Raw genomic sequence first — 26007 nt, 5'->3', positions numbered from 1 at the left:
ATAAATCATATAATAATGTATATATGGAAGAAAGAGTAATTACCCGTGAATACGAAAAGAAGATGTCGGAGATCAGCCCCTTCGAATTGAAGAACATCCTGATCGATCTCGCTGACGAGAGTGCCCGTAAAAGCACTCATATCATGTTGAATGCCGGACGAGGTAACCCGAATTGGATCGCAACGACACCTCGTGAAGCCTTCTTTCTGCTTGGCCAGTTCGGAATGGAAGAATGCCGTCGCGGAACCAAGTTGGAAGACGGTATGGTCGGTTTGGCCGGTGTGCCGGAGAAAAAGCGCATTGCTGTCCGTTTCAAGGAATTTCTGGATAAACATGAAGAAACACCCGGTTCCCGCCTGTTAAGAGATACTTACGAATATATGGTCCGTGAAAAGGGTGTCGATGAAAACGACCTCGTACATGAATGGACCGAAGGGGTGATCGGTGATCAATACCCGGTCCCGGACCGTATCCTGAAATATACGGAAGTGTTGGTAGAAGACTATCTGAAGCTGGCACTTTGCAATAACCATCCGCCCAAAGGTAAGTTCGACCTTTTTGCAACAGAAGGCGGGACAGCCGCCATGTGTTATATCTTCGACTCCCTGCAACAGAACTTCCTGTTGAATCAAGGCGATAAGATCGTCCTGTTTGCTCCGGTCTTTACTCCCTATATCGAAATACCCGAACAGGCGCGTTACTTGTTCGATGTGATCGAGATCCACGCTTTAAAAATGACTGGCGACGGATATCATACCTGGCAATATCAGGAAAAAGACCTTGATGTACTGAAAGATCCTTCGGTCAAGGCCGCCTTTATCGTTAACCCGAGTAACCCGCCATCTTATGCATTGACAGAAGGCCTGACAGAACGTATCGTCGATATCGTCACCAATTTTAATCCGAACCTGATGATTATAACCGATGATGTGTATGCTACTTTTGTCCCGGGCTTCCGCTCTTTAATGTCGGTATTGCCGGATAACACGTTATGTGTATACTCTTTCTCCAAATATTTTGGAGCGACCGGTTGGCGCCTGGCAGTGGTGGCTTTGCACGAAGACAATATCTATGACCGGATGATTGCCGATCTGCCGGACGATAAAAAAGTGGCATTGAATAAACGTTACGACAGTATCATGATCGATCCGTCAACAATGAAATTTATCGACCGAATGGTAGCCGACAGCCGCCAGGTCGCATTGAATCATACGGCCGGTCTTTCCCTGCCACAGCAGACTCAGATGGCTTTGTTTTCCGCTTTCTCCCTGTTGGATGCGGAAAATCTCTATCAGTCGAGAATGATCGAGATCATACACGAACGCCTGCATACACTTTGGGAAAGCACAGGTTTTACCTTGTTGGACGACCCGCTTCGTGCCGGCTATTACAGTGAAATAGATATGGAAGTCTGGGCAAAGAAATTCTACGGAGACGAGTTTGTGGAATATCTGAAAGCCAATTATGAACCTGTCGATGTGGTGTTCCGCCTGGCACAGGAAACGGCTCTGGTTCTACTGAATGGCGGTGGCTTCGATGCCCCCGAATGGTCTGTTCGTGCTTCCCTGGCTAATCTGAAAACAGAAGATTATGTCAGGATCGGAGAGGGGATAGCCTCTATTCTTCATAGCTATGCCGAAAAATGGAAGGAGTCGGAAGGAAATAAAATCAATCATTAAATAAACAGCGATTATTGCTGAACAAAATGAGTTCGCCTTGCGTTCTATTAATAAATGTAGAATGTAAGGCGAACTTTCTTTATATAATAGAGACTGACTTTTATAATAGATACTCTCTATTGAACCATAGAAATTATTGAATGAAACGTATTCTGATATAATATATATTTGTTAAGAATTAAATCAGACAGGTAAAAGTTTTATGATGTCTTATATATTACATTCCATCCGATGACAAGTCGGTATATTGCGTGAAAAACATTCTGATAAACAAACAACTAATAAGATTACGATATGGTGTACGACATTGAAATGCTGAGAAGCTTCTATTCAAGTTTTCCGAAACGGGTGGATATAGCCCGTGAAAAGATTGGCCGCCCGATGACATTGGCCGAAAAAATCTTATATGCTCATTTATATGATGAAGATGCACTGCGCCTGTTCAGACGTGGCGACGATTATGTGAATTTCCGTCCCGACCGTGTGGCGATGCAGGATGCAACAGCCCAGATGGCTTTACTGCAATTTATGAATGCAGGGAAAGATAAATCGGCTGTTCCGGCAACCGTCCACTGCGATCACCTGATCCAGGCGAATATCGGAGCGAAAGCGGATATTGAAACGGCTACCAAAGGAAACAGCGAAGTATATGATTTCCTCAAATCCGTATCCGATAAGTTCGGTATCGGTTTTTGGAAACCGGGAGCCGGAATTATCCACCAGGTGGTATTGGAAAACTATGCTTTCCCCGGTGGAATGATGGTCGGTACCGACTCTCACACGCCGAATGCCGGTGGCCTCGGAATGGTGGCTATCGGAGTTGGAGGTGCCGATGCTGTCGATGTAATGACCGGAATGGAATGGGAATTGAAGATGCCGAAATTGATCGGTGTCAAATTGACCGGACGCCTGAGTGGCTGGGCTTCTCCTAAGGATGTGATCTTGAAGTTGGCCGGTATCCTGACCGTAAAAGGAGGGACAAATGCCATCATAGAATATTTCGGTGACGGTGCTTCTTCTATCTCTGCAACCGGGAAAGCTACTATTTGTAATATGGGTGCTGAAGTAGGAGCTACTACATCCCTGTTCCCGTACGACCTGAATATGGCGACTTACCTGCGTGCTACCGGACGTGATACGGTTGCCGCTTGGGCCGATGCTATTCAGGATTATCTGGAAGCAGATATGGAAGTGAGAGCGCAGCCGGACGAATATTACGACCGGGTGATCGTGATCAACCTGTCTGAACTCGAACCGCATATCAACGGTCCGTTTACTCCGGATGCTGCAACGCCTATCTCTGAATTTGCAGCTAAAGTAAAAGCTAACGGTTATCCCCGTAAGATGGAAGTGGGCCTGATCGGTTCGTGTACGAACTCGTCCTATCAGGACTTGAGCCGTGCCGTTTCTATCGCCCGTCAGGCTTTTGAAGATAAGATTCCTGTTGCCGCTCCGCTGATCATCAATCCGGGATCGGAACAGATCCGCTATACTGCCGAACGCGATGGTATTATCGGTGACTTCGAGAAAGTGGGAGCCACCATCATGGCAAACGCTTGTGGACCGTGTATCGGCCAGTGGAAACGTCATACCGACGATAATACCCGTAAGAATTCTATTGTAACCTCCTTTAACCGTAATTTCGCCAAACGTGCGGATGGCAATCCGAACACACATGCCTTTGTCGCTTCACCGGAACTGACGCTGGCACTGACTATTGCCGGTGACCTTTGTTTCAATCCGTTGACCGATACGTTGAAGACGGAAGATGGTCGTGAAGTAAAACTCAAAGAACCGCAGGGAACAGATTTTCCTCCTAAAGGATTTGATGTAAAAGATAATGGTTATCTGGCTCCGACCGGAAAGAATACGGATGTAAGGATAAATCCTGAGTCAAACCGTTTACAGGCTTTGCAGCCTTTTGCTCCGTGGGATGGCAACGATCTGTTGGACATGCCATTGCTTATCAAGGCGGAAGGAAAATGTACGACAGACCATATTTCGATGGCAGGTCCTTGGCTCCGTTTTCGTGGTCATCTGGAAAATATCTCCGACAATATGCTGATGGGAGCTGTCAACGCTTTCAATGGTAAAACAAATGCCGTATTGGACCAGCTTACTGATGAATATGAAGCTGTTTCTGCCGTTGCCAAGCAATATAAAGCAAAAGGAATCTCGTCCATCGTTGTTGCCGAAGAAAACTACGGTGAAGGTTCTTCCCGCGAACATGCTGCTATGGAGCCCCGCTTCCTGAATGTAAAGGTGATCCTTGCCAAGAGTTTTGCCCGTATTCACGAGACGAACCTGAAGAAACAGGGAATGCTTGCCCTGACGTTTGCAAATAAAGATGATTATAATAAGATTCGTGAAAACGATCATATCTCCATCATCGGTCTGAAAGACTTTGCACCCGACAAGCCATTGACTGCCGTTCTTATACATGCAGACGGTTCGCAGGAATCGTTCCCGGTAAATCATACATACAACGATTTGCAGATCAAATGGTTTAAGGCTGGGGCAGCACTGAATGTAGTACATTAATAGGAAAGTTTAAAACAACTAATAAGCTAACAACATGCATAAAATAACAAAACAAAAAGACCATTTGATCGTTCCTGATAAGGTTGTTATTCCTTTTATCGAAGGAGATGGCGTAGGAGCTGAGATCACTCCGGTCAGCCAAAAGATAGTAAATGCAGCTATCGAAAAAGCCTATGACGGTAAACGGGCTATCGACTGGAAAGAAGTACTGGCCGGCGAGAAAGCTTTCAATAAGACCGGAAGTTGGCTTCCCGATGAAACGATGGATGCTTTCCGCGAATATATGGTTGGGATCAAAGGTCCGTTGACCACTCCGATCGGCGGTGGTATCCGCTCGCTGAATGTCGCTTTGCGCCAGACTTTGGATCTTTATGTCTGCCTGCGCCCTGTTCGTTGGTTCAAAGGTGTTGTTTCTCCGGTACGCGAACCGCAGAAGGTCGATATGTATATCTTCCGAGAGAATACCGAAGATATCTATGCCGGTATCGAATGGCAACAAGGAACACCCGAAGCCCATAAGTTTCTAAAGTTCCTGACGGAAGAAATGGGAGTGACTAAAGTTCGTTTTCCCGAAACCTCTTCATTCGGCGTAAAACCCGTATCTGTAGAAGGAACCGAACGCCTGGTACGTGCCGCTATCGAATTCGCCCTGACCAACAAATTGCCGAGTGTAACGCTTGTACATAAAGGCAATATTATGAAGTTCACCGAGGGTGGCTTCAAACTCTGGGGCTATGCTCTGGCAGAACGTGAGTTTGCCGACAAGACATTCACCTGGCCGCAATACGAAAAGATCAAAAAGGAGAAAGGCGAAGCCGAGGCCGTCAAAGCCATGTTCGATGCCTCTGCTGCCGGAAAAGTCATCATCAAGGATGTTATTGCCGATGCCTTTCTACAGAACACTTTATTGATCCCGGAAGAATATTCCGTCATCGCAACGCTCAATCTGAACGGTGATTATATCTCCGACCAGTTGGCTGCTATGGTAGGCGGTATCGGAATCGCTCCCGGCGCCAATATCAATTACGACAGCGGTTATGCCATTTTCGAAGCAACACACGGTACGGCTCCTAACATTGCCGGAAAGAATATTGTAAATCCGTCGTCCCTCTTGCTTTCATCCGTGATGATGCTTGAATATATGGGATGGAATGAAGCAGCCAACCTGATTACGGCTGCTATGGAAAAAGCTTTCTCGAAAGGAGATGCGACGAATGACCTGGCTCGTTTCATGCCGGCAGGAAAATCTCTTGGCACCAGGGAGTTTGGTGATTGTATCATATCTTTATTGTAACCTCATAAAATAATTAGTCATGAAGAAAGAATATCTTATCTATAAACTGTCGGATGCATCAAAGGATGCCTGTAAGATCGACAATGAACTTTTCCCGATGTATAATGTGAAACGCGGTCTGCGCAACGAAGACGGTAGCGGTGTTTTGGTTGGATTAACCAAGATCGGTAACGTAGTAGGTTACGAGCGTTTGCCGGAAAACGGTGGTTTGAAAGCTATTCCCGGTAAACTGTTTTACAGAGGGTACGATGTGGAAGATTTGGCACATGCCTTGATTAAAGAGAAACGTTTCGGTTTTGAGGAAGTGGCTTATCTGTTGCTTTCCGGTAAGTTGCCCGATAAGGAAGAACTGGCCTCTTTTAAAGGTCTGATCTGCGACAACATGCCGTTGGAGCAGAAGACCAAAATGAATATCCTCGACCTGGAAGGACAGAATATCATGAATATCCTTGCCCGTAGCGTATTGGAAATGTATACTTTCGATCCGAATCCCGACGATACCTCGCGTGACAACCTGATGCGCCAGTCCATCGAGCTGATCTCCCGTTTCCCAACCATCATCGCTTATGCATATAATATATTCCGTCATAGTACACACGGACGTTCTTTGCATATCCGTCATCCGCATGAAAACCTGTCGCTTGCAGAAAACTTCCTGCACATGCTGAAGAAAGACTTTACCGAACTCGATGCACGTACACTCGATTTATTGCTTGTCTTGCAGGCCGAACACGGTGGTGGTAACAACTCGACCTTTACTGTTCGTGTAACCAGTTCGACCGGAACGGATACTTATTCATCCATTGCAGCCGGTATAGGTTCGCTGAAAGGCCCGTTACACGGAGGTGCCAATATCCAGGTCGTAGATATGTTTAACCACCTGAAAGAAAATATCGGTGATTGGAAGAATGTGGATGAAATCGATACTTATTTCATGCGTATGCTGAATAAGGAGGCTTACAATAAAACGGGCCTGATCTATGGTATCGGTCATGCCGTCTATACAATATCCGACCCGCGTGCCATTGTCTTGAAGGAGCTGGCCCGTGATCTGGCAAAGGAAAAGGGACGTGAAGAAGAATTTGCCTTCCTCGAACTTTTGGAAGAGCGTGCTATCGAATGTTTCGCCAAACATAAAGGAACGAAGAAACGTGTCTCTTCAAACGTGGACTTCTATTCCGGCTTCGTTTATGAAATGATCGGCTTGCCGCAGGAAATTTATACGCCGCTGTTCGCCATGGCCCGTATCGTCGGTTGGACAGCCCACCGTATCGAAGAGCTTCATTTCGACGGCAAACGTATTATCCGTCCGGCTTATAAGAATGTTTTGGAAGATACGACCTATGTTCCGATTGCGGAACGTTGATATAATAAGGGTGTGGCAAAAAAACACTTTGCCACACCCTTGCTTTCTTACTTTGTGTTATAATACGACTTTGAAACTTTCCTTGCCGATACGGATCAGATAGATACCGGTCGGAAGTTGAACCGTTTCTATTTCTCCGGCAACAAGCCGGCATATTTTTTGTAATTTTCCTTCTGCTGTATAGATAAATCTTTGTCCATCATTATTTGACAGAATTGAATGTTACTTTTCTCTTGAAAGAAAAGTAACCAAAAGTTCAAGGCTGCAGCGGCTTCGCTGCTCCGGTGAAAGACTACGCTGTCGTCTGCGAACTCGCTTCGCTCAAACAGCGCAGCCTCCTCCCGCTTCGTCTTTCCCCTTCGCGGACGCTCACCCGCCGAAGGCCTTTCAGAGAACGCAAAGCGTTCTTTTGAGATGGCCGATACCGACACCTTTATAATACAACAGGTGTTTTCGACTTTAACAAACGGTATCGGCAATCCCTGGAGGAAGCAAAGCTTCCTATGACAGGCCTCAGCTGGCGAGCGTTAAACGCAGCAGCCGGAGAGAGCGGCCGGAGCATCCGCTGTTTGAGCGAAGCGAGTTCGGAGGCGACAGCGAACGTAGGATGCGAAGTAGCGAGGCAGGTGCAGCCTTGATCTTTTGACTACTTTTGGATCAAGCCAAAAGTAGGTTCAATTATTTCTAGATTGAAACCAAACAGTAAATTCAAAATAACTTCATAGTCATAAAAATAAAAATTCCCCGCGCTGCTAGTTGTCACCGGGCGCGCAGGTAATTACGACTATCTGCGCGGCTAGTGGTTATTATAAACAGAGGCTTCGCCTTTCTAGGTTTGTGTCTTTAATAAGGCACAGTTTTTATAAGAGGAGAACTATGCGTTATGCAACTAACTGCATCGGATTTATGGCAAAATGTCACGAATAAACCTCTTTGTGTAACAGGGGCAAAGAAGGGAATGCTCCTGACAAGTTACTTTTCAGAGAATATCCGGCAGCTAGTGGGGATGAAATCGGACTTTGCTTCCATCAGCTGGGACCTAATCGCGATGGAGACCGAGGTAAATGCAGATGAAGTCCCAGCTAATCCGAATGAAGTCCCAGCTGATGGCAATGAAGTCCCAGGTAGTTGGAGTAGATGGATCGGGAAATGCTAAAAAGATACAAAAACGGCATACTGAATGGCTCTTTTTCTTCCGGAAGCTACTGTCGGTTGATACTTTTGCAACTAACATTGTGTTACCCAAACTGCGTTCTTACTACCTTCTTCCCCAATTGCCTGCCGGAAGTATTCTCACCGGTAATCTATCTGCAATCTTTATCTGCATATACGTAATCAAAATCTCAATGGTCAACTCCGGCACAGCGAGATATTTGAATATACCTCTGGCCGTAAGTACATGCAACGAAAGGATTTCATGGGAGAATTATCAAAATGGCAAAATGATAAAATAACCGATGATATATTGTCCCCATACTCGAAACGGAAAAACAAATCCGGCTCTTCCTGCTTTTGACATAGAATATCAACAGGATATTGAATTTAAACGAATAAAGAACGATAATCAGGCTGAAAAACTTTTTCCTTTTTGCTTGTTTTATCCGTTGCTTCTCTATATTTTTGCCCTTGTACTTCGGTAGAGCGATACTTGAAGATACATTTTAGTAATTACAAGAAGCGTTTTTAAGATATTATCCTCCGTTTGGAACTTCGACACTTTCATTGGAGTTGGATAATAGACAACAAGAACGCTCATGTATCTTTCTTTGTTATATACATTCATGTGAAAATATGCGTATGTTTCAATAAAGGACGTGGGTATGTTGTTTATATCAACTCCAAGGGCAGTCGAAGGCCTCAAACAGAGATATATCAACAGTTCCCACGTTTTCTTTTTTTATAACTATCCACTCTGGGGATTGATGGATATCAATTCATTTTCAAATGAACAAAACATTACATTCAGGTGCAAGCCGTTTGCTGACGCTGATTTATGCGTTGCTCTTGTCGGGTATTTTACCCGCTTGTACAGACGATGCAGAACGAGAGCTGCCCGACAAAGGAAAAGGAGAAACGGCCACGCTGGAACTATCGCTTTCCGTCCCTCCGATAGTTGAGACAAAGGCCGTAATTTGTGAAACAGACTCCGGCAGTGAAGCACGTAAGGCTGGTTTCAATTACGAAATGCAGGTATTGACAACCGATACGGCAAAGACCACCACTACTAAAGCCGCTTCATCACTAAAGAATATATATGCTTTTTTGTTTAAGAGCGATGGAGCGTTCAACGGGAGGGCCTCGCTTACAACGGCAAATACAGGTTCAAGTGTGACACTGGTGTTTACCAATATCGCAGATGCTTCTGCCGCCAACGGTCGCTTGCTTATTATTGCCAATGATGAAGCTGGGAATAATTATACAAGCAGTACTGCTTTTTCTACTTTTAATGGGAACTATGCCGCATTCCAGAATCTGACATTGACAAATGATGTAACAAAAGACACGGATATACCTTATGTGGGTAGTGCAACAGTTACTTTATCCCACGGTTCCTTTACTGCTGTGCCAACTGTCCAACTCTACCGCATGCTTGCCCAGATCAATTTGACTAACAATACTTTTTCCATCGAGGGAGGCCCTTTCCGTAATGCCATCAATTTATATAATGCAGGAAAGATGTATTTCGGTACTTCCAATAATTATGACGGAACAGGCTCTACGGTAACTGCTTCGGATCGTTACCTGACTACTGCCACTACCGGAAAGAATGAGAATAGCAATATCTGGTATGTGGGTGAGAATGTACAAACAACTGCAGATGCTAATAAAGCAGCTTATATCCGGTTGGAAACCAATATGAAGTCGGTAGCAATCAATACGAGCCCGGACGTTGGACAGGAATATGTAGCTGGTGGTGGTTATACTTTTACTTATGATGTTTATTTGAAAAATATTGCTTTACGCCGTAATAACATTTATAACATAACAGTAAACGTAAGCGGAACCCTGGCAAAGCACCTGGAATTGGCGGCTACTGCCGGTTCAAATGTAACTGTTTCCAACACTGTTGTAAAAGGCGGTCTGAACATCGGCAGGTTCGGTGGTGCTTCGAATTATACAACGGGAACGGGAGCTGCCCCGACAATAACAGGTTCTTACACAAAAGATCTGCTGATACAGCCAAATACTTCCGGGAGTACTGCTACGGATAATGTGACCAGAAAATGGTCGGATAATACCACTACCCAGTTACAATCTGAAAACCGTAAACATTGGGATCATACTTATACATTAAACAATATTGATAAGGCCCCTGATACAGCTTATGAATATTGCCATAATCTGACGATCGGTGGTGTCGCTAAAGGTACCTGGTATCTGCCTGCTAAGACACAGTTGATGGCAGTGTGGGGAATATTGAGAGGAATACAAGATAATAGTGTATATGCGGACTATTCTGCGTTTCGTGCTAATGCCTACTGGAGTTCTTCGGAGTATAGTGCGGACCTCGCGTGGTATGTGGGCTTTTACTACGGCAACGCGAGCGGTTATAGTAAGACCAATGCGTACAGGGTGCGGTGCGTGCGTGATCTTTAACAATTTATCAATTTGTATTTAGCGGTTATTTTTAAGTGTGTTCACCAAATGTATGTAACGTTATTAAAAGAATATAGGAGGAATATAATTATGTATCGAATCAATAAAGTATGTATCTATTTTTTATTGTTATTGATCTTCTCTGCCGGTTCAATGTCGGCACAGGAGGTTACTACGCCAAACGGTTATCCGGTAATTGATTTAAGTGCTTTGAATCCGTTGGGGGCTGTGTTGTCATCTGCTGACGCGGCTTCCCGGCGTACAACGATGAATCAGCAGACACCGTCAAATATTGCTTACTTAGCTGTCGGTAAACCTGTTTCTGGTTTCAATGGTATTTGGGATGCTAAGATGTCAATAAAATATCAGGTAATGCAGGCTGATCTGGGGTCTATTACTGACTGGGCTTCTGCCTGGAATCAGTGTAAATCATATAGTGGAGAGGGGGGCGATGCAGGTACTTGGCGTTTACCTACTCACCGTGAACTTCAGATGATATGTATATTGCATCCTCTGTTAATAGGTAAAGGTAATTTCACTGCGTTCAAAGCCAACAATTACTGGGATGCTTCGGAGGATACTGAGACTTACGCGTGTCTTGTGCGCTTCACTGATGGTAACGTGGGTAGCAACATTAAGACTATTCTGTACTACGTTCGCTGTGTCCGGGATCTTTAACAATTACCTGTTTGTCAATTTAATTCGGGACCGGCCAAATTTCCTACTTACGCATGGCGATTACTAACCAAACAGCGAAATTCAAATATTGACAAAATGAATGTTCACTATTTGACAGATATGAGCTATCATTGGAGCTTCCCCTTATCAAAGAGACTCCGCCATTACAGGTTCGTTTGCCGTCTGCTTTAGCTGACGGATTACAAGTTGTTTCTCCTTCTTTGGCTTTAGCCACATTTCTCTGTAAATAAAGAAACTGTTTAAAATGGGACTAAAGTCCAGAGAAATAGATCATTTACTGATCCGTCAGTTAAAACTGACGGCAAATAAACCTGTAACTGGGTTTGTCTTATTAAGGACAGTTAGCCGGTGGGCACATAAGCTCATATCTTGCTATAATAGCTCAGTTATTTCTAACATCCGAGCGCGAAGCCCAATTATTCATTATTAATTATTCATTATTAATTGAAAAAGGCTTCACCTTTTTCTATAACTTAACGACAAACCGTAAGCCACGCTATTGAATGTATTGCCAGTACGGATTTTATCTTTTCCGAAGATGCGGTAAAGTATTTCTCTTACCGGTATAACAAGACTGCTACCGCCTGTGATAAAGACGGAGTCGATATCCGAAGCGCTGTATTTGGAAGTTTCGAGCAGTTGGCAGATATATTGTTCGATCGCTGTCGTATGCCGTTCGATGATTGTGGCGAATTCGTCGGGAGTGAAAGGTTCGTGAATACTGATCGTTTCTTTCTCAAAATCGATCGTCGTATCTTTTCCGTCCGATAAATTGATTTTGGACTGTTCGATTCCTTTGAACAGTGAGAATACATAGTTGTTGTCAATCAAGACCCTTACGTTGTCAATCTTCGGATTGTTGCCTGAAAGATGGTAATAGTTATCCATCGAACGGCGCAGTTTACTTTCTTTCAGCATAAAAGTCCGTTCCCAGTTTTTCAGTTCGCGATAGAGGATGGAGGGTACTTCGATCTCTTTGTCGTATGACTGGTATTTCACGCCCCGTCCCAGATGAGGAGTTACTTTATACCACATGATCTCCGAGTCGAAGAGGTCACCACCGATGTAGACCCCGCCGTGGGCGATGATATCGTCTTTCCGATCTTCCTTGCGTACTTTGTCAGGTGACAGGTTCATGATTGTGAAGTCGGAAGTACCACCACCGAGGTCGGCTACCAGGACATTTTCGCTATGGTCAAGCCGTTGTTCGTAGGAGAGGGCGGCGGCAATCGGTTCGAGTTGCAGTTTGATATTCCTGAAACCGGCATTATGCGCGGCAAGCGTCAGGCGGCTAACGGCCAGGTTTTCCTGTTTCACATCTTCCGAAAAGATCGCAGGTCTTCCCAATACCACATCGGTGATTTCTGTGCCTGTAAAAGCTTCCGCTTTCTCTTTTAAATGACGAATGATGCAGGTAACGAGCTGGTCGGGTGTCATTCGCTTGCCGAATATCCAGGTAGAAAGGAACTTATCCTGACGAAGCAGTGTCTTGACCGATTTCAGCAGGCGCCCGGTCATATTCTCTTCTATATATTTGTCGTGGGCTTCTTTTCCCACATAATAGGTCATTTCGTTCGTATCCGGGAAATAAAGGATGGAACTTGCTCTATATGAGAATACTTCTTTTTGTGTCGTATTATCAGTGAGGGAGATAATGGAATTGGAGGTCCCGAAATCTAAGCCGCATGTCAACTCGTTCATGTTCATCTTTGCCTTTTGTTTAATGAAAAAATGGGGCGCAAAGATATAAAATGCAAGTGTAGCCACCAAACATCCGGTAGCTTTTGTTACTATCACCGGAAATATACCAAAATACACGTTTGGTATATTATTACTATCGGTTCGTATACTAAAAAGTTCAGCTATTGACTGTTTGCCTAGTTTTGCATCAAGTTCAAAAATAAAAAGAAGCATGATATGAAAACAGGATGGGTATGGTTGATTTTGCTGGGAGTTTTTATATTTCAGGAAACAGGCGCACAGGTTTGGCTGAAGGCCGAATATATCGGTTCTTCCGGTTTTAAGGATGTCGATAACAAAAAGGTTGGCGGAAAAGGCGATATGAAAGTGATACAGGGAGGAGTCAATATCCCCGTATCGATGAAGATGGATGAAAACAATCATCCGACGGCTTGGATGGTAGGCCTGGGCGCTTCCTATGCTTCGATGAATAACAAGGATTTGTCGGGATATATAGACTTGCCGCATATTTTCAATGCACAGCTGGCAGTTTCTTATATCCGTCCGTTAAGTAAGAAATGGTCGTTATTGGCAAGTGTGGGAGCAGGGATCTTTATGGATACCGGAAGTTTGGCTTATGTCCGTTGGAATAATGTTATGGGTGTAGGGATGGCTGCGGCAATCTGGCATCTGAGGGACAATCTCGATGTGGGTATGGGTCTTGCCTTGAACACCAGTTTCGGTTACCCAATGGCCTTTCCGGCTCTTTTCGTGGACTGGCGGATTGAAGGACGCTATATGGTCAATGTCTCGATGATGGATGGGGCGGAACTATCGGGGGGCATCCAGTTGCATAAATTGTTTCGCCTGAAACTGATCGGTTCGATGAGTGGTATGCTTGCCTTTGTCAAACATGAGGGGAAAGATCAGATATTTACACAGCAGTACATAATAACCGGATTACAGCCGGAACTGACGATCACAAAATCCCTGTCTGTTCCCATAACGATCGGCCTGTCTGCTTACCGGACCGCATTTTACGATGACCGGAGCTTGAAGGCTATGTTCCGGTCGATGGACAGAGACTATGATCCGCATTTTTCGCCTTCTTTTTATACAAGTGTGGCGATTAAGTATGGTTTCTGATTAGATCAGGTTTTGTAGTTCGTAGAAAATGTATCATCTTTACCTTGTCAAAATAAGTAAAGAAATAATGTTATGCCGGAGTCGGAAGTTACATATAATAGTTTTTTGATCAAGTTTCTGATAGCCCCGAAATATAGAATCGCCAGGCATGTGTTGCTGATACTATTCTTTACTTTTGTAGCGTTCAATATGCCTTATTTGATTTGTGCCGGTTTTTTGGACGAAGTAGATGATGTGATTTGGTGTGTCAGCCTCATTTTGTTGTTTTCCTATTTGGGAGGAATTTATCTGCATATGTATGTTTTGCTACCTGGATTGCTGCTGAAAAATCGATATGTATTGTATATCATAACTGTGTCTTTACTAATATCGGTCATGATAGTAGTCTCTTTTGGGAGCGATTACTGGCTGAATTTATATTCCGGGCAGGAACCGGGCTATTATTCTTTTTTCTATAAGAATCGAATACTGGCGGTTGAGATTGTAAGTAATTTTTTCCTTTACGGGTTATTGATTGCAGGAACTTCCATTACGATTTTGCTACGCCATTGGATAGGGCTTTATAAACGAAAGAACGAATTGGAGAAGTTAAACCTGAAAACTGAACTGGAGTTATTGAAAGACCAGATCAATCCGGAGTTCCTTTTTAATATGCTTGATGAAGCGGGCAAACGGACATTTGATAACCCGGCACAGGCCTCAATGGTCTTGATGGAGTTAAGCAGATTGCTCCGTTACCAGTTGTATGATGGGAAACGGGAGAAAGTGTTGCTGATTTCTGAGATTTCATTTATTGAACGTTTCCTGGAACTGGCAAAGACAAGGCATGCGAACCTGAGTTTTAGCGTGACAAAGGAGGGCGGTGTTAGCCGTAAGTTGGTACCTCCTTTGTTGTTTATTCCGTTTGCCATTCATTATGTGAAGTTGTCGTCATCGGGAAATTTGCAGTTAGATGTCCATTTCTGTTTTCGGGCTGGAGAAGGAGAGTTGCATTTTTCCTGCATCTGTTTTGCTCCGGGTATGCCGGGTGGACAGATGGAGAATTGTGAAGATCTGGAAGGTGTGAATCAACGCCTCGATTTGCTATTTAAAAACTCCTATAAGTTGGAGGTGGTGGACGATGGAGGAATTTGTAAAACGAATTTATGTATCAGGTTGTGATGAATACGTCCGGTTTTTTACTGCGCTTGCTGGTTGAACCTCGTTGGAGGATCTTCAGGCATTTCCTGCTGTTTTCTCTCAGCATGCTAATAATCTCTGTAAATTTTTATCTGGATTTGATAGAGCGAGAAGAGTTTGTTAAAAGTAGTATTGTACAGAGCTTGATATTGCTTGTTCCTATTTATTTGAGCATATTTATATTGACTCCGCGTTTATTATTGAAGAATAAGCCGGGAAGATATGTTGTCTCCGTATTTCTGGTTATTGCTTTAGCTCTTTTATTTTCTTATTTACTGAGGCAGGAAGACATTGTTAAGGAGTTTGAATTATACCGGTTTTGGCTGTCAGCCTTCTTTTTTGTTTCTTCTATCATCCAGTTGAGCCTGATTATTGCCGGTGCGTCTGCTGTGATTGTCTTTCAGGACTATGTAAAGTACGGGTTGCGTATCGACCGGTTAGAGAATGCGACTATGCAGTCGGAACTGGAGCAATTAAAGAACCAGATCAACCCACATTTCCTCTTCAATATGCTCAACAATGCCAATGTATTGATAAAAGAAAGTCCCGATGAAGCTGTCCTTGTCCTTTCCAAACTGAAAGACCTGTTGAAGTACCAGTTAAAAGACAGCGTCTCGGAAGAAGTACGGCTGAAAGACGATATCAGTTTCCTGAATGATTATCTGAATATGGAAAAGATAAGGCGTGATAACTTCGATTTCATCGTATCCACAGAAGGTAATATGGAAGACATAACTGTTCCTCCTCTACTGTTTATTCCTTTTGTGGAAAATGCGGTGAAGCATAACAACGATAACCGGAAGCTCTCGTACGTACATTTATATTTCAAGGTGGAAGAAGGATGCCTTACCTTTATCTGTATCAATTCGAAACCGGCCGAACAGAAGGAACGGGAAGCCGATGGAGGCATAGGCTTGGCTAATATACGTCGTCGCCTTGAACTATTATACGACACCGGTCATTCGTTACAAATAGACGAGACCGATATAACATATACGATCAATCTCCGTTTAAACTTAAAAAGAATAGTTGTATGAATTGCATAATTGTAGACGATGAACCGCTGGGGCGTAAAGCCATCCAGTTACTGGTACAGGATACACCGTTATTATCTTTATGTGGAAGTTTTGGCGATGCTGTTTCTGCCGGGAAATTTATGCAGGTCAGCCCTGTCGACCTGGTCTTTCTGGATATCAAGATGCCTGGTGTAAACGGATTGGAGTTTGCCAGGATGATCCCGGCCGAAACGCTGGTCATTTTCGTTACTGCCTATGCGGAATATGCCCTCGACAGTTACGAAGTGGATGCGATCGACTACCTGGTGAAACCGATCGAGATAGAACGTTTCAAACATGCTGTTGGAAAGGCACAGGTTTATCACACGCTTTTGAAGGCAGACAATAATAAGAATAGTGTCGAGTCTGTTGCAGCAGATCATATATTTGTCAAAGCCGAACGTCGTTATTTCAAGATACAGTTTAAGAATATCCTGTTTATCGAGGGATTGAAGGATTATGTCGTGATCCAGACACCCGACCAGCGGATCATAACGAAGATGAATCTGAAAGCCATCCATGAAATGCTTCCGAAGGATGTTTTCCTCCGTACAAATAAATCGTATATTGTTAATACAGACTATATTGACTCGTTCGATAACAACGACGTGTTTATCGGGAAATATGAGATTTCAATCGGTAATAGTTACCGTGATGCCTTTTTCGAGACGTTTTTTATGAAGAATAATCCGGCGGATTAGGACTCGTTCTCTTTAAAATCACGTATATTTGCCGCATGAAAGAATCTGTACGGATACTGCGTTTTATCATTGTAGGCACGCTGAATGCCCTCATTACCGCCCTTGTTATCTGGGTGCTGATGGAGGGGTTGGACTGCAATTATCTATGGTCGAATGTCGCAGGATATGTCGCAGCACTTATCAATAATTTCTTTTGGAGTAAATACTGGATATTCTCAGCCCGTAGTGGAAAGTTCCAGCGTGAGATTCCTCTTTTCCTGGTTGCTTTCGGCTGTGCCTACGGGCTGCAATTCCTGTCTCTCTTACTTATGGTAGAGATCTGTGATATGAACGAATATCTGGGCCAGTTCCTGGGCCTTTTCGTATATGGTGCCGTTAACTTCACTATGAATAAACGGCTTACCTTCCTCCGGAAATAGGAAAGCTTTTCTAATTACTCACTTCTCAACGTATCGGCCGGTGCAACACGTGACGACAGATAGGCCGGGTACCAGGTTCCCAGCATAATGATAAATGCCATAAACAAGTAAGTAAGCAGCAGCCCGAAGAAAATACGAAAGAAAGTAATATGCATAATATTCGTGCCGATAAATTCCATTTTAGCCAGGTTGATACAGAGGATAACGGCTGGTATGGCAACCAGGCTTAACAACAACCAGCCTTCACCGATCATCATTCGTAATATCTGGCTGCGTGTGGAACCGACGGCCAGCCGTAATCCGATCTCTGGTTTCCGGTATTCGTTGCGGAACCAGAAAGTGCCTATAATTCCCAGAAATATATTGAAGACAAGGAATATCATGAAAGCAACCCGGTAGCGGATCTCATCCATTCGTCCGTCCGAAAGATATAGCGTATAACGCAGGTCGTCGAAAGACCTTACCTTATATAATAGAAAGTTGCCTACTGACAGTTGTTCCCGTATATCCTGTTGGAAGCTTTGTATGAAATCCCGTTGATTCAACCCGGGTTTGACACGTATGCTGATTTCGAATTGGGATAGTACGCCTTCGTTCATCTGAGCCAGATCGGAGTTGGATAATAACAGATAGGCTGCATATTCCTCGGGCCTGTAGTCGTCTCGTTTCAGAGGGCCGCAAACGTCGCCGATGAGAAATTCTTCATTATTATCTTTCAGATAAAGGATTTTTCCTTTTGCTTGTTCGCCGGGAAATTCATCCTGGGCAAATTTTCGGGAAATAATGACACTGTTTTCATTCAAGGCCTTTGCCAGCTGGGACGGTTCTCCACCTGCTAACGGATGGATGCGGAATACCTCGAAATAGGAGGGAGTGACTTCCATAAAATGACAGTCGTTTGTCTGTATTGTGTCTTTCGAAAGCCTGATATCTCTGTAACTGGCACAATAGGGGGCACTCATGTTGGAGACGCATACACTCTCTACCTGGGGATGCTGGCGGATACGTTCCAGGATAGACAGGAAATCGGCGGCAGCCTGCTGTTCTCCTTCTTCATACCGGACATACAGCGGACTGCTTTCCGGAATGGTGGCAAGTTGTACCTGATAGGTATCTTTTATGTCATAAGCACTGTCTATTGAAGCGGTATATCCGAATGTGATGAAAAAGTCCATTATATACCATAACAGTATAAATACGATGAATAATTCGGCAACGATCCAGGCATTTTGCCGGCGTTGTGTCCATATAAGTTTTAAAAGGTGCTGTATCATGGTTCTGTTTATTTATCGTTTAATGCATCTACAACCGGTTTCCTGAGGGCACGCCAGGCAGGAACGAGGGCTGACAGTAAATTAAGTATCAGGCAAAAAGCAAAAGCGTATCCGAAAATAACCGGATTCAGGAACATACCAGGTGACAGGTCTATCGAGGCGGTCAGCGAACTGCCATCCCAGTTATATCTTCCCAGCAACCAGCCTTTAAGCAGGCTGACCAATCCGTAGGACAGTAGTAAGCCGGTCAGGCCTCCGAGTAGAGTAAGCAATAGGTTTTCATATAAAACTTGCATCAATAATGTCCTGTTCATCGCACCGAATGCTTTACGTATACCGAGTTCCTCCATTCTTTTCTTCATACGTGATGCCGTCATTCCTGTCAGGTTGATAGAGGGAACCAATAACAGGATCAGGATGATCAGTATTATCTGAATATACAGCTGTGTATAGTCGGGAACATTGAATGATTCGCCACTGCGAAGGTAGGCCCGGAAAATAGTATCGGGCTGGTCGTTTAATATCAGATCGTACTGGGTTGTGCTGGTATTGTATTTGCGGCAAAGGTCTTCTGCCTCCGTGCGGATAGCATCAAAGTCATTCGGGCTTTTAGCCAGGATATATACCTGCATACGTCCCAGGACATAGTTACACCATGCACCTCCTTTGATCTGCGAGGGGCGGTTGGTGAAAGGCAACCACAACTCTGCATAGCAATAATTAGCGATGGAAGGGACGTCTTTGACGACTCCGGCTACTGTGTATTCTTCGAAATTCAGTAGAAATGTTTTTCCGGTTGCATCGGTCGTATTGAACAACTTTCGTGCCAGCGATTCGCATAAGACCGCTTTCCGGATGCCGGAGGTGAATTCTTCTTCTGTATAAGGGGCTCCTGACAGGAATGAGAATCGGAAAACTTTCCAGAATGCGGCATCTGTTCCCATGACAAGGCCGTTATAGACATTTTTGTTACCTTGCAACTGGATAAACTCACTTTGTTCTCCTAAAGGTATGACTGCCGTAACCGCTTCGGGGATTTGCATCGGGTAGAAACATTCTTTAATGGTCGGGTACGATAGTTGACTGCTACCTTGTCCTTTCCCTTCTTTTTTAGCGACTTTCCCGTACTGGACAATCATCATCCGGTCGCGATAGCTTTCCGGTTCTATGTTGGCTGTATGGAAATAATACAGGATAGCCAATGTCATAACCATAGAGATAGCCAGGCCGGTACCGGCTATATAGATAATACTGAAGAATTTATTTTGCTTCAGCATCTGAACTGCCTGTTTGAAATAGACCTTATACATAAAAGACTTTGTTATTATTGTTCGATGCAGATAATAACAAAGTCTGTGCCATAAAGGTAATGTGTTGTAATACAGTATTTGCAGCTTTGCTATCGCTGTTCGTTATCGGACACTGTGTTCGTTTTCGTGAGGCTTAAAATACCGTCTTCCAGAGAAAATCGCTCATCATGTTCGGAAAGAAACCGGATAGCCGTTATGATTTTATCTGCCGGGAAAGAGAACTCTTCCGGCAGCTTTTTTACTTCCTGTGGGCCATTGTCTTCCAGTGTTTTCAATAAAGCCTCCCGTATGGTGTTGAATGTATGGTTGTTCAGTCCCGAGTCGTTTTTGGCCAGGCAGACATCACAGCAACCGCAATCGGAAGTGTCCTTTTCACCGAAGTAAGTGATCAGCATCCGGCTCCGGCAGATTCGGTTTTCCTCTATGTAATCTATTACCCGATTCATCCGGTTTTCGAAACGTTCTTTACGCTCTTCATAGGCCGAGCGCGGGATGGAGAGGTATTTGATCTCCTCCCTTGTCCGGGTATAGATGATGAGCGGTGTCTTTTTATGTGGAATATAATTGACGATCCTGTATTTGGAAAGTCCGATCAATACGTCATATATCTCTTGCTGGCTCAGTCCGGTTCGGGTGGAAATCAGCCCTTCATTAATATATACATAATCGGAAAACAGTCCGGTATAAGAACGGAGGATGCATTGGATCACCTCGTCTGTCTTTCTATCCTGGTGCAGATACTTGTAAAGTTCGTCGCGCGTGGCGGTGAATACCAGGCGGGAAGCATTGTCCTGTTCTTCCGTATATTCTATATAACCGGCCAGCTCCAGTATTTTCAGCGCATGATGAGCTTGCAAATGTGAAAACTTGTAAGCTGAACAAAAATCGATCAGTGAGAAATCATGTACTGTATCGAGTCCGAATCCGACAGCAATCTGGTAATAATTGCCCAATGCATCGTATACCCGGCTGATAAACTCCCTGTCCGGATATTCGTCGGCCAGTCGTTTTTTTAGCTTTGTAGTGTCCGTATTCGAACATAAGGCAACAGCATAGGCTCGTTGTTCATCGCGCCCGGCGCGTCCGGCTTCCTGATAGTATTCTTCCAGTGATCCGGGCATATCCAGATGGACAACCAGGCGTACGTCCGGTTTGTCGATCCCCATACCGAAAGCATTGGTGGATACGATGACACGGCACTCGTTATTTTTCCAGCGGCTTTGTCGGAGATTCTTCTCATCACGGTTGAGCCCGGCATGGAAAAAGTCAGCCGATATACCGGCTTCCCGCAGTAGGGTCGCAACCTCTTTGGTCCGTTTCCTGTTGCGTACGTAGACAATGGCACTTCCCGGAACTTTTCCCAGTATGTGAGCCAGCGAGTTTATCTTATCTTCCGTGCGCCGTACGATATAGGAAAGGTTCTTCCGTACGAAACTTTTCCGGAAGACATTCTTTTCATTGAAGTGCAACCGTTCCTGTATGTCATTGACTACTTCAGGTGTTGCCGTAGCTGTAAGTGCCAATACTGGTATATCGGGTAGTTGTTCGCGGATGTCGGCTATCTTCATGTAAGAAGGACGGAAGTCGTATCCCCATTGAGAGATACAGTGACTTTCGTCGATAACCAGCAGGCAAACATTCATCGCTTGCAGTTTATTTATAAATATCTCGGTCGCTAAACGCTCAGGCGATACATACAGGAATTTATAATTACCGAAAATGCAATTTTCCAATTGGGCGATTATTTCCTGACGGGTCATACCCGAATATACGGCAGTGGCTTTGATGCCCAGGCGGCGCAGGTTATCCACCTGGTCTTTCATCAGGGCGATCAGTGGGGTTACGACAATGCATATCCCTTCCATGGCCAATGCCGGCACCTGGAAGGTAATCGATTTACCTCCACCGGTCGGCATTAGCCCCAGTGTATCTTTTCCCTCACAAACAGAGTGTATTATGTCCTCCTGGAGAGGACGAAAAGCAGGGTATCCCCAGTACTTCTCTAATATCTTATGGTAGACGTCCACCGGTTTCCTTCATATGTCATCGACCTTTATGTCTTTAACCATGAGTTGTAAGGTCGTGTTCCCGTTATACGTATTTTCTTCGATGGTATAGCAAATATTAAAAGGTTTCATCCCCTTAATATGCTTACTGTGTTCATGCATCCCGAAAGCGATACCGTGAATCGGCGTATTCGATTTGTCGTCTATCAGTTCCAGTTTGATATGTTCCAGTTCTTTACCTACCAGCTTGCTTGTGCCGTAATCTTTGACGTTCAGTGAGCAGAACACCGGTTTCTGGTTGTCGGGTCCAAAAGGGTTCATCCGTTTGAGCTCACCCATGAATTTGGTATTGATCTCTTTCAGGTCGAGTACGGCATCGATGTCGATCTGCGGTGTCATCTGTTCCGGGATGATTTCGTCTGCAGCGAGTTTTAGGAAACGATCGGTGAAAGCTTCCAGGTTTTCCTCTTTCAGGGAAAGGCCGGCAGCATAGGTATGTCCTCCGAAGTTTTCCAACAGGTCGCGACAGTTCTCTATCGCCTTGTATATATCGAAGCCGGTAACCGAGCGGGCAGAACCGGTAATCAGTTCGGACGATTTGGTCAGTACGACTGCCGGGCGGTAATACTTTTCAGTCAGGCGGGAGGCAACAATACCGATAACTCCTTTATGCCAGCCCGGATTGTAGACTACGATTGCCTTCCGGTCTTCCATATTGGCGAATTCATCGATGATGGCGTTGGCCTCGTCTGTTATTTTTTTGTCCAGTTCACGGCGTTCGTCGTTATACTGGTTGATATTTTCGCTCTTTTCGCGGGCCGATTCGACATCTTTGGCCAGTAGCAGGTCTACTGCTTCCTTTCCATTCATCATACGCCCGGATGCATTGATACGGGGACCGATCTTAAATACGATATCACTGATGGTGATATCTTTTCCGGTCAGTCCGCAGATATCTATGATCCCTTTCAACCCCAGGCTGGGATTGCTGTTTAGTTGCTTCAGTCCGTAGTAAGCCAGAATACGGTTTTCTCCTGTAATAGGCACGATATCGGAAGCGATGCTGACAGCTGTCAGTTCAAGCAATTTTTCCAATTCTGAGAAGGGGAAATTATTGCTTTTGGCAAAAGCCTGCATAAACTTAAAGCCGACCCCGCAGCCCGATAAATGTTCGTAGGGATAGATAGAATCTACCCGCTTGGCATCCAGTACAGCTACCGCGTCCGGAAGCGTATCGTCCGGCATATGGTGATCGCAAATGATAAAGTCGATGCCTTTTTCTTTGGCATACTCTATCTTTTCGATTGCTTTGATTCCGCAGTCGAGTGAGATAATTAAGGTTACGCCGTTTTCATACGCGTAATTGATCCCCTTGTAGGAAATACCGTACCCTTCGTCGTAACGATCCGGGATGTAATAATCCAGAGTCGAAGAGTAGGGTCTTAAATATTTGAACACAAGCGAAACGGCAGTCGTTCCGTCTACATCGTAATCACCGTAAACCAGAATTTTTTCTTTATTCCCAAGAGCCCTGTTCAACCGTTTTACTGCTTTTTCCATATCCGGCATCAGAAATGGATCATGTAGGTCGTTGAGATTGGGTTTAAAGAACTTTCTTGCCTCTTCTGCCGTGGTAATCCCTCTCTGAACAAGCAGGAGACAGATAATGGGACTGAAACCGATCTCAGCCGCCAGCGTATCTCTCTTACGTAATTCTTCTTCTGTCGGGGTTTGAAAATTCCATTTGTTAGTCATTATATATTATTTTTTCTTTTTTATCTTTCCACACAGCCTTGCGGCTGTTCATTGCTCTTCCTTGTTTGAGATAAAAGTTTCACTCGGATGAAACAAAAGTTTCTTAGGTATGAAACATTCGTTTCACTTAAGAGAAACTAATGTTTCCCCATAGTGAAACAAAGATCTGTGTTGCTGTCTCATTCATCTCTTCCGGAAGTTTTCTTTATTTTCCTTTCAACCCGTAAAATTAGGAATTTAAAATGGATAATAGCAATAGCTCAGGGAAAATAGTTTTTTTGTTATTATTTTTTTATAAGTACACGAATCATTTGTACATTTGTCACAATATTATAAAAAACAATGACGGAAGATATTAAAAAGGCCTGCGAAGTAATGCAGGAAGGCGGTATAATACTCTATCCCACAGATACAATTTGGGGAATAGGTTGCGATGCAACGAATGAAGAAGCTGTGCAACGTGTGTATGAGTTAAAGAGAAGAGCAGACAATAAGGCCATGCTGGTCTTGTTGGATAGTACTGCAAAACTCGAAATGTATGTATCGGATGTTCCCGATGTTGCATGGGATTTGATCGAAGTGGCAGACAAGCCGCTGACCATTATCTACTCCAATGCAAAAAATCTGGCAAAAAACCTGTTGGCTGACGATGGAAGCGTGGGTATTCGTATTTCGAATGAAGAATTTTCGCGTAAACTGTGCGAACGTTTCCGTAAACCGTTGGTGTCGACATCTGCCAATGTGAGCGGTGAACTTTCACCGGCTAATTTCTCGGAAATATCGGATGTAATCAAAAACGGAGTAGATTATATTGTTGGCTATCGTCAGGATGATATGAGCAAGGCACAACCATCAAATATTATAAAACTTGGTGCCGGAGGTCTTATTCAGGTTATCAGATAAGAATGAAGAAAAGTAGGCAGGCAGGAAAATACATATTATCAGATTTTATCTCTGCATCTGTAGCCTGGTTTTTATTTAACTGGCTGCGATATAAGGAAGTGGCTGTTTATGAGGGTGCCGGTTCTTTCAGTAATTATCTGGCTTATATGCAGGTATTGAAAGGGCAGTTTCTGATCCCTTTCTTCTGGTTGACTCTGTACTATTTTTCGGGTTATTACAATAAACCGTTCGGAAAGTCGAGGTTGACCGAGTTGTTTTCAACTTTTGTCACTTCTTTGATCGGAGTTGTTCTGATTTTTTTTATCGTAGTATTGAACGATCTGCCTCGTTCGTTTCATATTTACTACGAACTCTTTTTTGTATTATTCGGTTTACAGTTCGTATTGACCTATATCCTGCGTCTGTCTATCACACTTGCGGGCCTGCGGAAAATAAAAAGCAGGGAAGGGGCAATGAATGTATTGATTATCGGAGCAGGGAAGAAGGCATGTAGTATTGCTAAAGATCTTTATCGGATGGGATATAATATTTCCGGTTTTATACCGGAAGATCCGGTAACTCCGGTAGAGGTGGATCAAAAAGAAGTGCTGGGATCTTTGGACGATTTACCGATGATTGTTGCAGAAAAGAGGATCGATGAACTGGTGCTTGCCGCAGAAACGGATGATAATAAAAAATTGTTGAATATACTCTATTCGCTTTATCTTTATAAGTTACCGATCAAAGTCCTGGCCGATAAGTTAAGTATGCTCTCACAGGTAAAGATAAAGACGATTCGTGGCATTCCTTTGGTGAATGTGACAGATAACAATTTCTCGCAGGTAGAAAAGAATATCAAGCTGTTTATGGATAAAGCCATATCTGCTTTGGTACTTGTCCTGTTCTCACCGATGTATCTTTATATTGCATATCGGGTGAAGAAGGATTCTCCGGGACCGGTCTTTTTCCGTCAGGAACGGATCGGATATATGGGAAAACCCTTTATGATCTATAAGTTCCGGACGATGTATGTGGGGGCCGAAGATAAAGGTCCGTTGCTATCGTCCGAAAATGATGAACGTATTACTCCGTTCGGGCATATTATGCGGAAGTACCGGCTGGATGAATTTCCCCAGTTCTGGAATGTGCTGAAAGGGGATATGTCGGTAGTAGGACCGCGACCGGAGCGGAAATATTTTATTGATCAGATAGTAAAAGTTGCGCCTTACTATTATTTACTGCATAACGTACGCCCCGGTATCACTTCCTTGGGGATGGTAAAATATGGGTATGCCAGTGATGTGGATAAGATGATCGAGCGCATGAAATATGATGTTTTATATTACGAAAATATGTCGTTACTGCTGGATATAACAATATTGATCTACACAGTAAAGACAGTGTTTACAGGTAAAGGTATTTAA

General features: G+C 44.0%; 19 protein-coding genes. 14 read left to right on the top strand and 5 right to left on the bottom strand.

Annotated elements, in window-relative coordinates:
- Positions 1-23 precede the first annotated feature (23 nt).
- The 7 genes from M1P97_RS06065 to M1P97_RS06035 all read left to right on the top strand — a co-directional run bounded on the left by M1P97_RS06065 (position 24) and on the right by M1P97_RS06035 (position 11155).
- Positions 24-1679, top strand: coding sequence for a bifunctional aspartate transaminase/aspartate 4-decarboxylase (locus M1P97_RS06065; protein ID WP_249388653.1), 1656 nt, complete (start codon positions 24-26; stop codon positions 1677-1679).
- Positions 1680-1973: 294 nt separating this feature from the next.
- Complete coding sequence (locus M1P97_RS06060) at positions 1974-4220, top strand: aconitate hydratase (protein ID WP_249388652.1); 2247 nt, start codon at positions 1974-1976, stop codon at positions 4218-4220.
- A 34-nt stretch (positions 4221-4254) separates the two neighbouring features.
- Positions 4255-5514, top strand: coding sequence for an NADP-dependent isocitrate dehydrogenase (gene icd, locus M1P97_RS06055; RefSeq protein ID WP_249388651.1), 1260 nt, complete (start codon positions 4255-4257; stop codon positions 5512-5514).
- A gap of 19 nt (positions 5515-5533) precedes the next feature.
- On the top strand, positions 5534-6880 hold the full coding sequence (locus tag M1P97_RS06050; RefSeq protein ID WP_195373777.1) for a citrate/2-methylcitrate synthase: 1347 nt from the start codon (positions 5534-5536) through the stop codon (positions 6878-6880).
- An 883-nt stretch (positions 6881-7763) separates the two neighbouring features.
- Complete coding sequence (locus M1P97_RS06045) at positions 7764-8036, top strand: hypothetical protein (RefSeq protein ID WP_249388650.1); 273 nt, start codon at positions 7764-7766, stop codon at positions 8034-8036.
- 788 nt (positions 8037-8824) lie between these two features.
- Positions 8825-10477 (top strand): Lcl C-terminal domain-containing protein, encoded by a 1653-nt coding sequence (locus M1P97_RS06040; RefSeq protein WP_249388649.1) that lies wholly within the window; start codon positions 8825-8827, stop codon positions 10475-10477.
- A 90-nt stretch (positions 10478-10567) separates the two neighbouring features.
- Positions 10568-11155: an Lcl C-terminal domain-containing protein gene (locus M1P97_RS06035; RefSeq protein ID WP_249388648.1), complete on the top strand. Its 588-nt coding sequence runs from the start codon at positions 10568-10570 to the stop codon at positions 11153-11155.
- A 477-nt stretch (positions 11156-11632) separates the two neighbouring features.
- Here M1P97_RS06035 and M1P97_RS06030 read toward each other — a convergent pair whose 3' ends face one another.
- A complete protein-coding gene (locus tag M1P97_RS06030) occupies positions 11633-12877 on the bottom strand; it encodes an Hsp70 family protein (protein WP_249388647.1) in 1245 nt (414 codons plus the stop codon).
- Between the two features lie 216 nt (positions 12878-13093).
- Between M1P97_RS06030 and M1P97_RS06025 the strand changes: the two genes are divergently transcribed.
- The 5 genes from M1P97_RS06025 to M1P97_RS06005 all read left to right on the top strand — a co-directional run bounded on the left by M1P97_RS06025 (position 13094) and on the right by M1P97_RS06005 (position 17356).
- Positions 13094-14002 (top strand): DUF6268 family outer membrane beta-barrel protein, encoded by a 909-nt coding sequence (locus tag M1P97_RS06025; RefSeq protein WP_195373783.1) that lies wholly within the window; start codon positions 13094-13096, stop codon positions 14000-14002.
- Between the two features lie 375 nt (positions 14003-14377).
- Positions 14378-15163 (top strand): sensor histidine kinase, encoded by a 786-nt coding sequence (locus M1P97_RS06020; protein WP_249388646.1) that lies wholly within the window; start codon positions 14378-14380, stop codon positions 15161-15163.
- Complete coding sequence (locus M1P97_RS06015; protein WP_195373788.1) at positions 15148-16218, top strand: sensor histidine kinase; 1071 nt, start codon at positions 15148-15150, stop codon at positions 16216-16218. Before M1P97_RS06020 ends, M1P97_RS06015 begins: the two co-directional genes overlap by 16 nt.
- On the top strand, positions 16215-16937 hold the full coding sequence (locus M1P97_RS06010; protein ID WP_195373790.1) for a LytR/AlgR family response regulator transcription factor: 723 nt from the start codon (positions 16215-16217) through the stop codon (positions 16935-16937). The genes M1P97_RS06015 and M1P97_RS06010 overlap by 4 nt, the downstream gene beginning before the upstream one ends.
- A gap of 35 nt (positions 16938-16972) precedes the next feature.
- A complete protein-coding gene (locus M1P97_RS06005; RefSeq protein ID WP_195373792.1) occupies positions 16973-17356 on the top strand; it encodes a GtrA family protein in 384 nt (127 codons plus the stop codon).
- A gap of 14 nt (positions 17357-17370) precedes the next feature.
- Here the strand turns inward: M1P97_RS06005 and M1P97_RS06000 are convergent, their stop codons facing one another.
- From M1P97_RS06000 to recJ, 4 genes are all read right to left on the bottom strand, one after another.
- On the bottom strand, positions 17371-18630 hold the full coding sequence (locus M1P97_RS06000; protein WP_195373794.1) for an ABC transporter permease: 1260 nt from the start codon (positions 18628-18630) through the stop codon (positions 17371-17373).
- A gap of 8 nt (positions 18631-18638) precedes the next feature.
- Positions 18639-19940 (bottom strand): ABC transporter permease, encoded by a 1302-nt coding sequence (locus M1P97_RS05995; RefSeq protein ID WP_249388645.1) that lies wholly within the window; start codon positions 19938-19940, stop codon positions 18639-18641.
- 89 nt (positions 19941-20029) lie between these two features.
- Complete coding sequence (locus M1P97_RS05990; protein ID WP_195373798.1) at positions 20030-21967, bottom strand: RecQ family ATP-dependent DNA helicase; 1938 nt, start codon at positions 21965-21967, stop codon at positions 20030-20032.
- 9 nt (positions 21968-21976) lie between these two features.
- Positions 21977-23701 (bottom strand): single-stranded-DNA-specific exonuclease RecJ, encoded by a 1725-nt coding sequence (gene recJ, locus M1P97_RS05985; RefSeq protein WP_195373800.1) that lies wholly within the window; start codon positions 23699-23701, stop codon positions 21977-21979.
- A gap of 342 nt (positions 23702-24043) precedes the next feature.
- On the opposite strand from recJ, the gene M1P97_RS05980 reads away from it, so the two are divergent.
- Together M1P97_RS05980 and M1P97_RS05975 are read left to right on the top strand one after the other, a co-directional pair.
- Entirely contained in the window at positions 24044-24604 is a 561-nt protein-coding gene (locus tag M1P97_RS05980; protein WP_195373814.1) for an L-threonylcarbamoyladenylate synthase, read from the top strand.
- A gap of 2 nt (positions 24605-24606) precedes the next feature.
- The gene (locus M1P97_RS05975; RefSeq protein ID WP_249388644.1) at positions 24607-26007 is read left to right on the top strand and encodes a sugar transferase; all 1401 of its coding nucleotides are present in this window, start codon (positions 24607-24609) and stop codon (positions 26005-26007) included.

This window comes from Parabacteroides leei (assembly GCF_023369805.1).
Taxonomy (GTDB): domain Bacteria; phylum Bacteroidota; class Bacteroidia; order Bacteroidales; family Tannerellaceae; genus Parabacteroides; species Parabacteroides leei.
The sequence above is the reverse complement of the archived record's forward strand: the minus strand, read 5'-3'. Positions and strand labels throughout refer to the sequence as shown.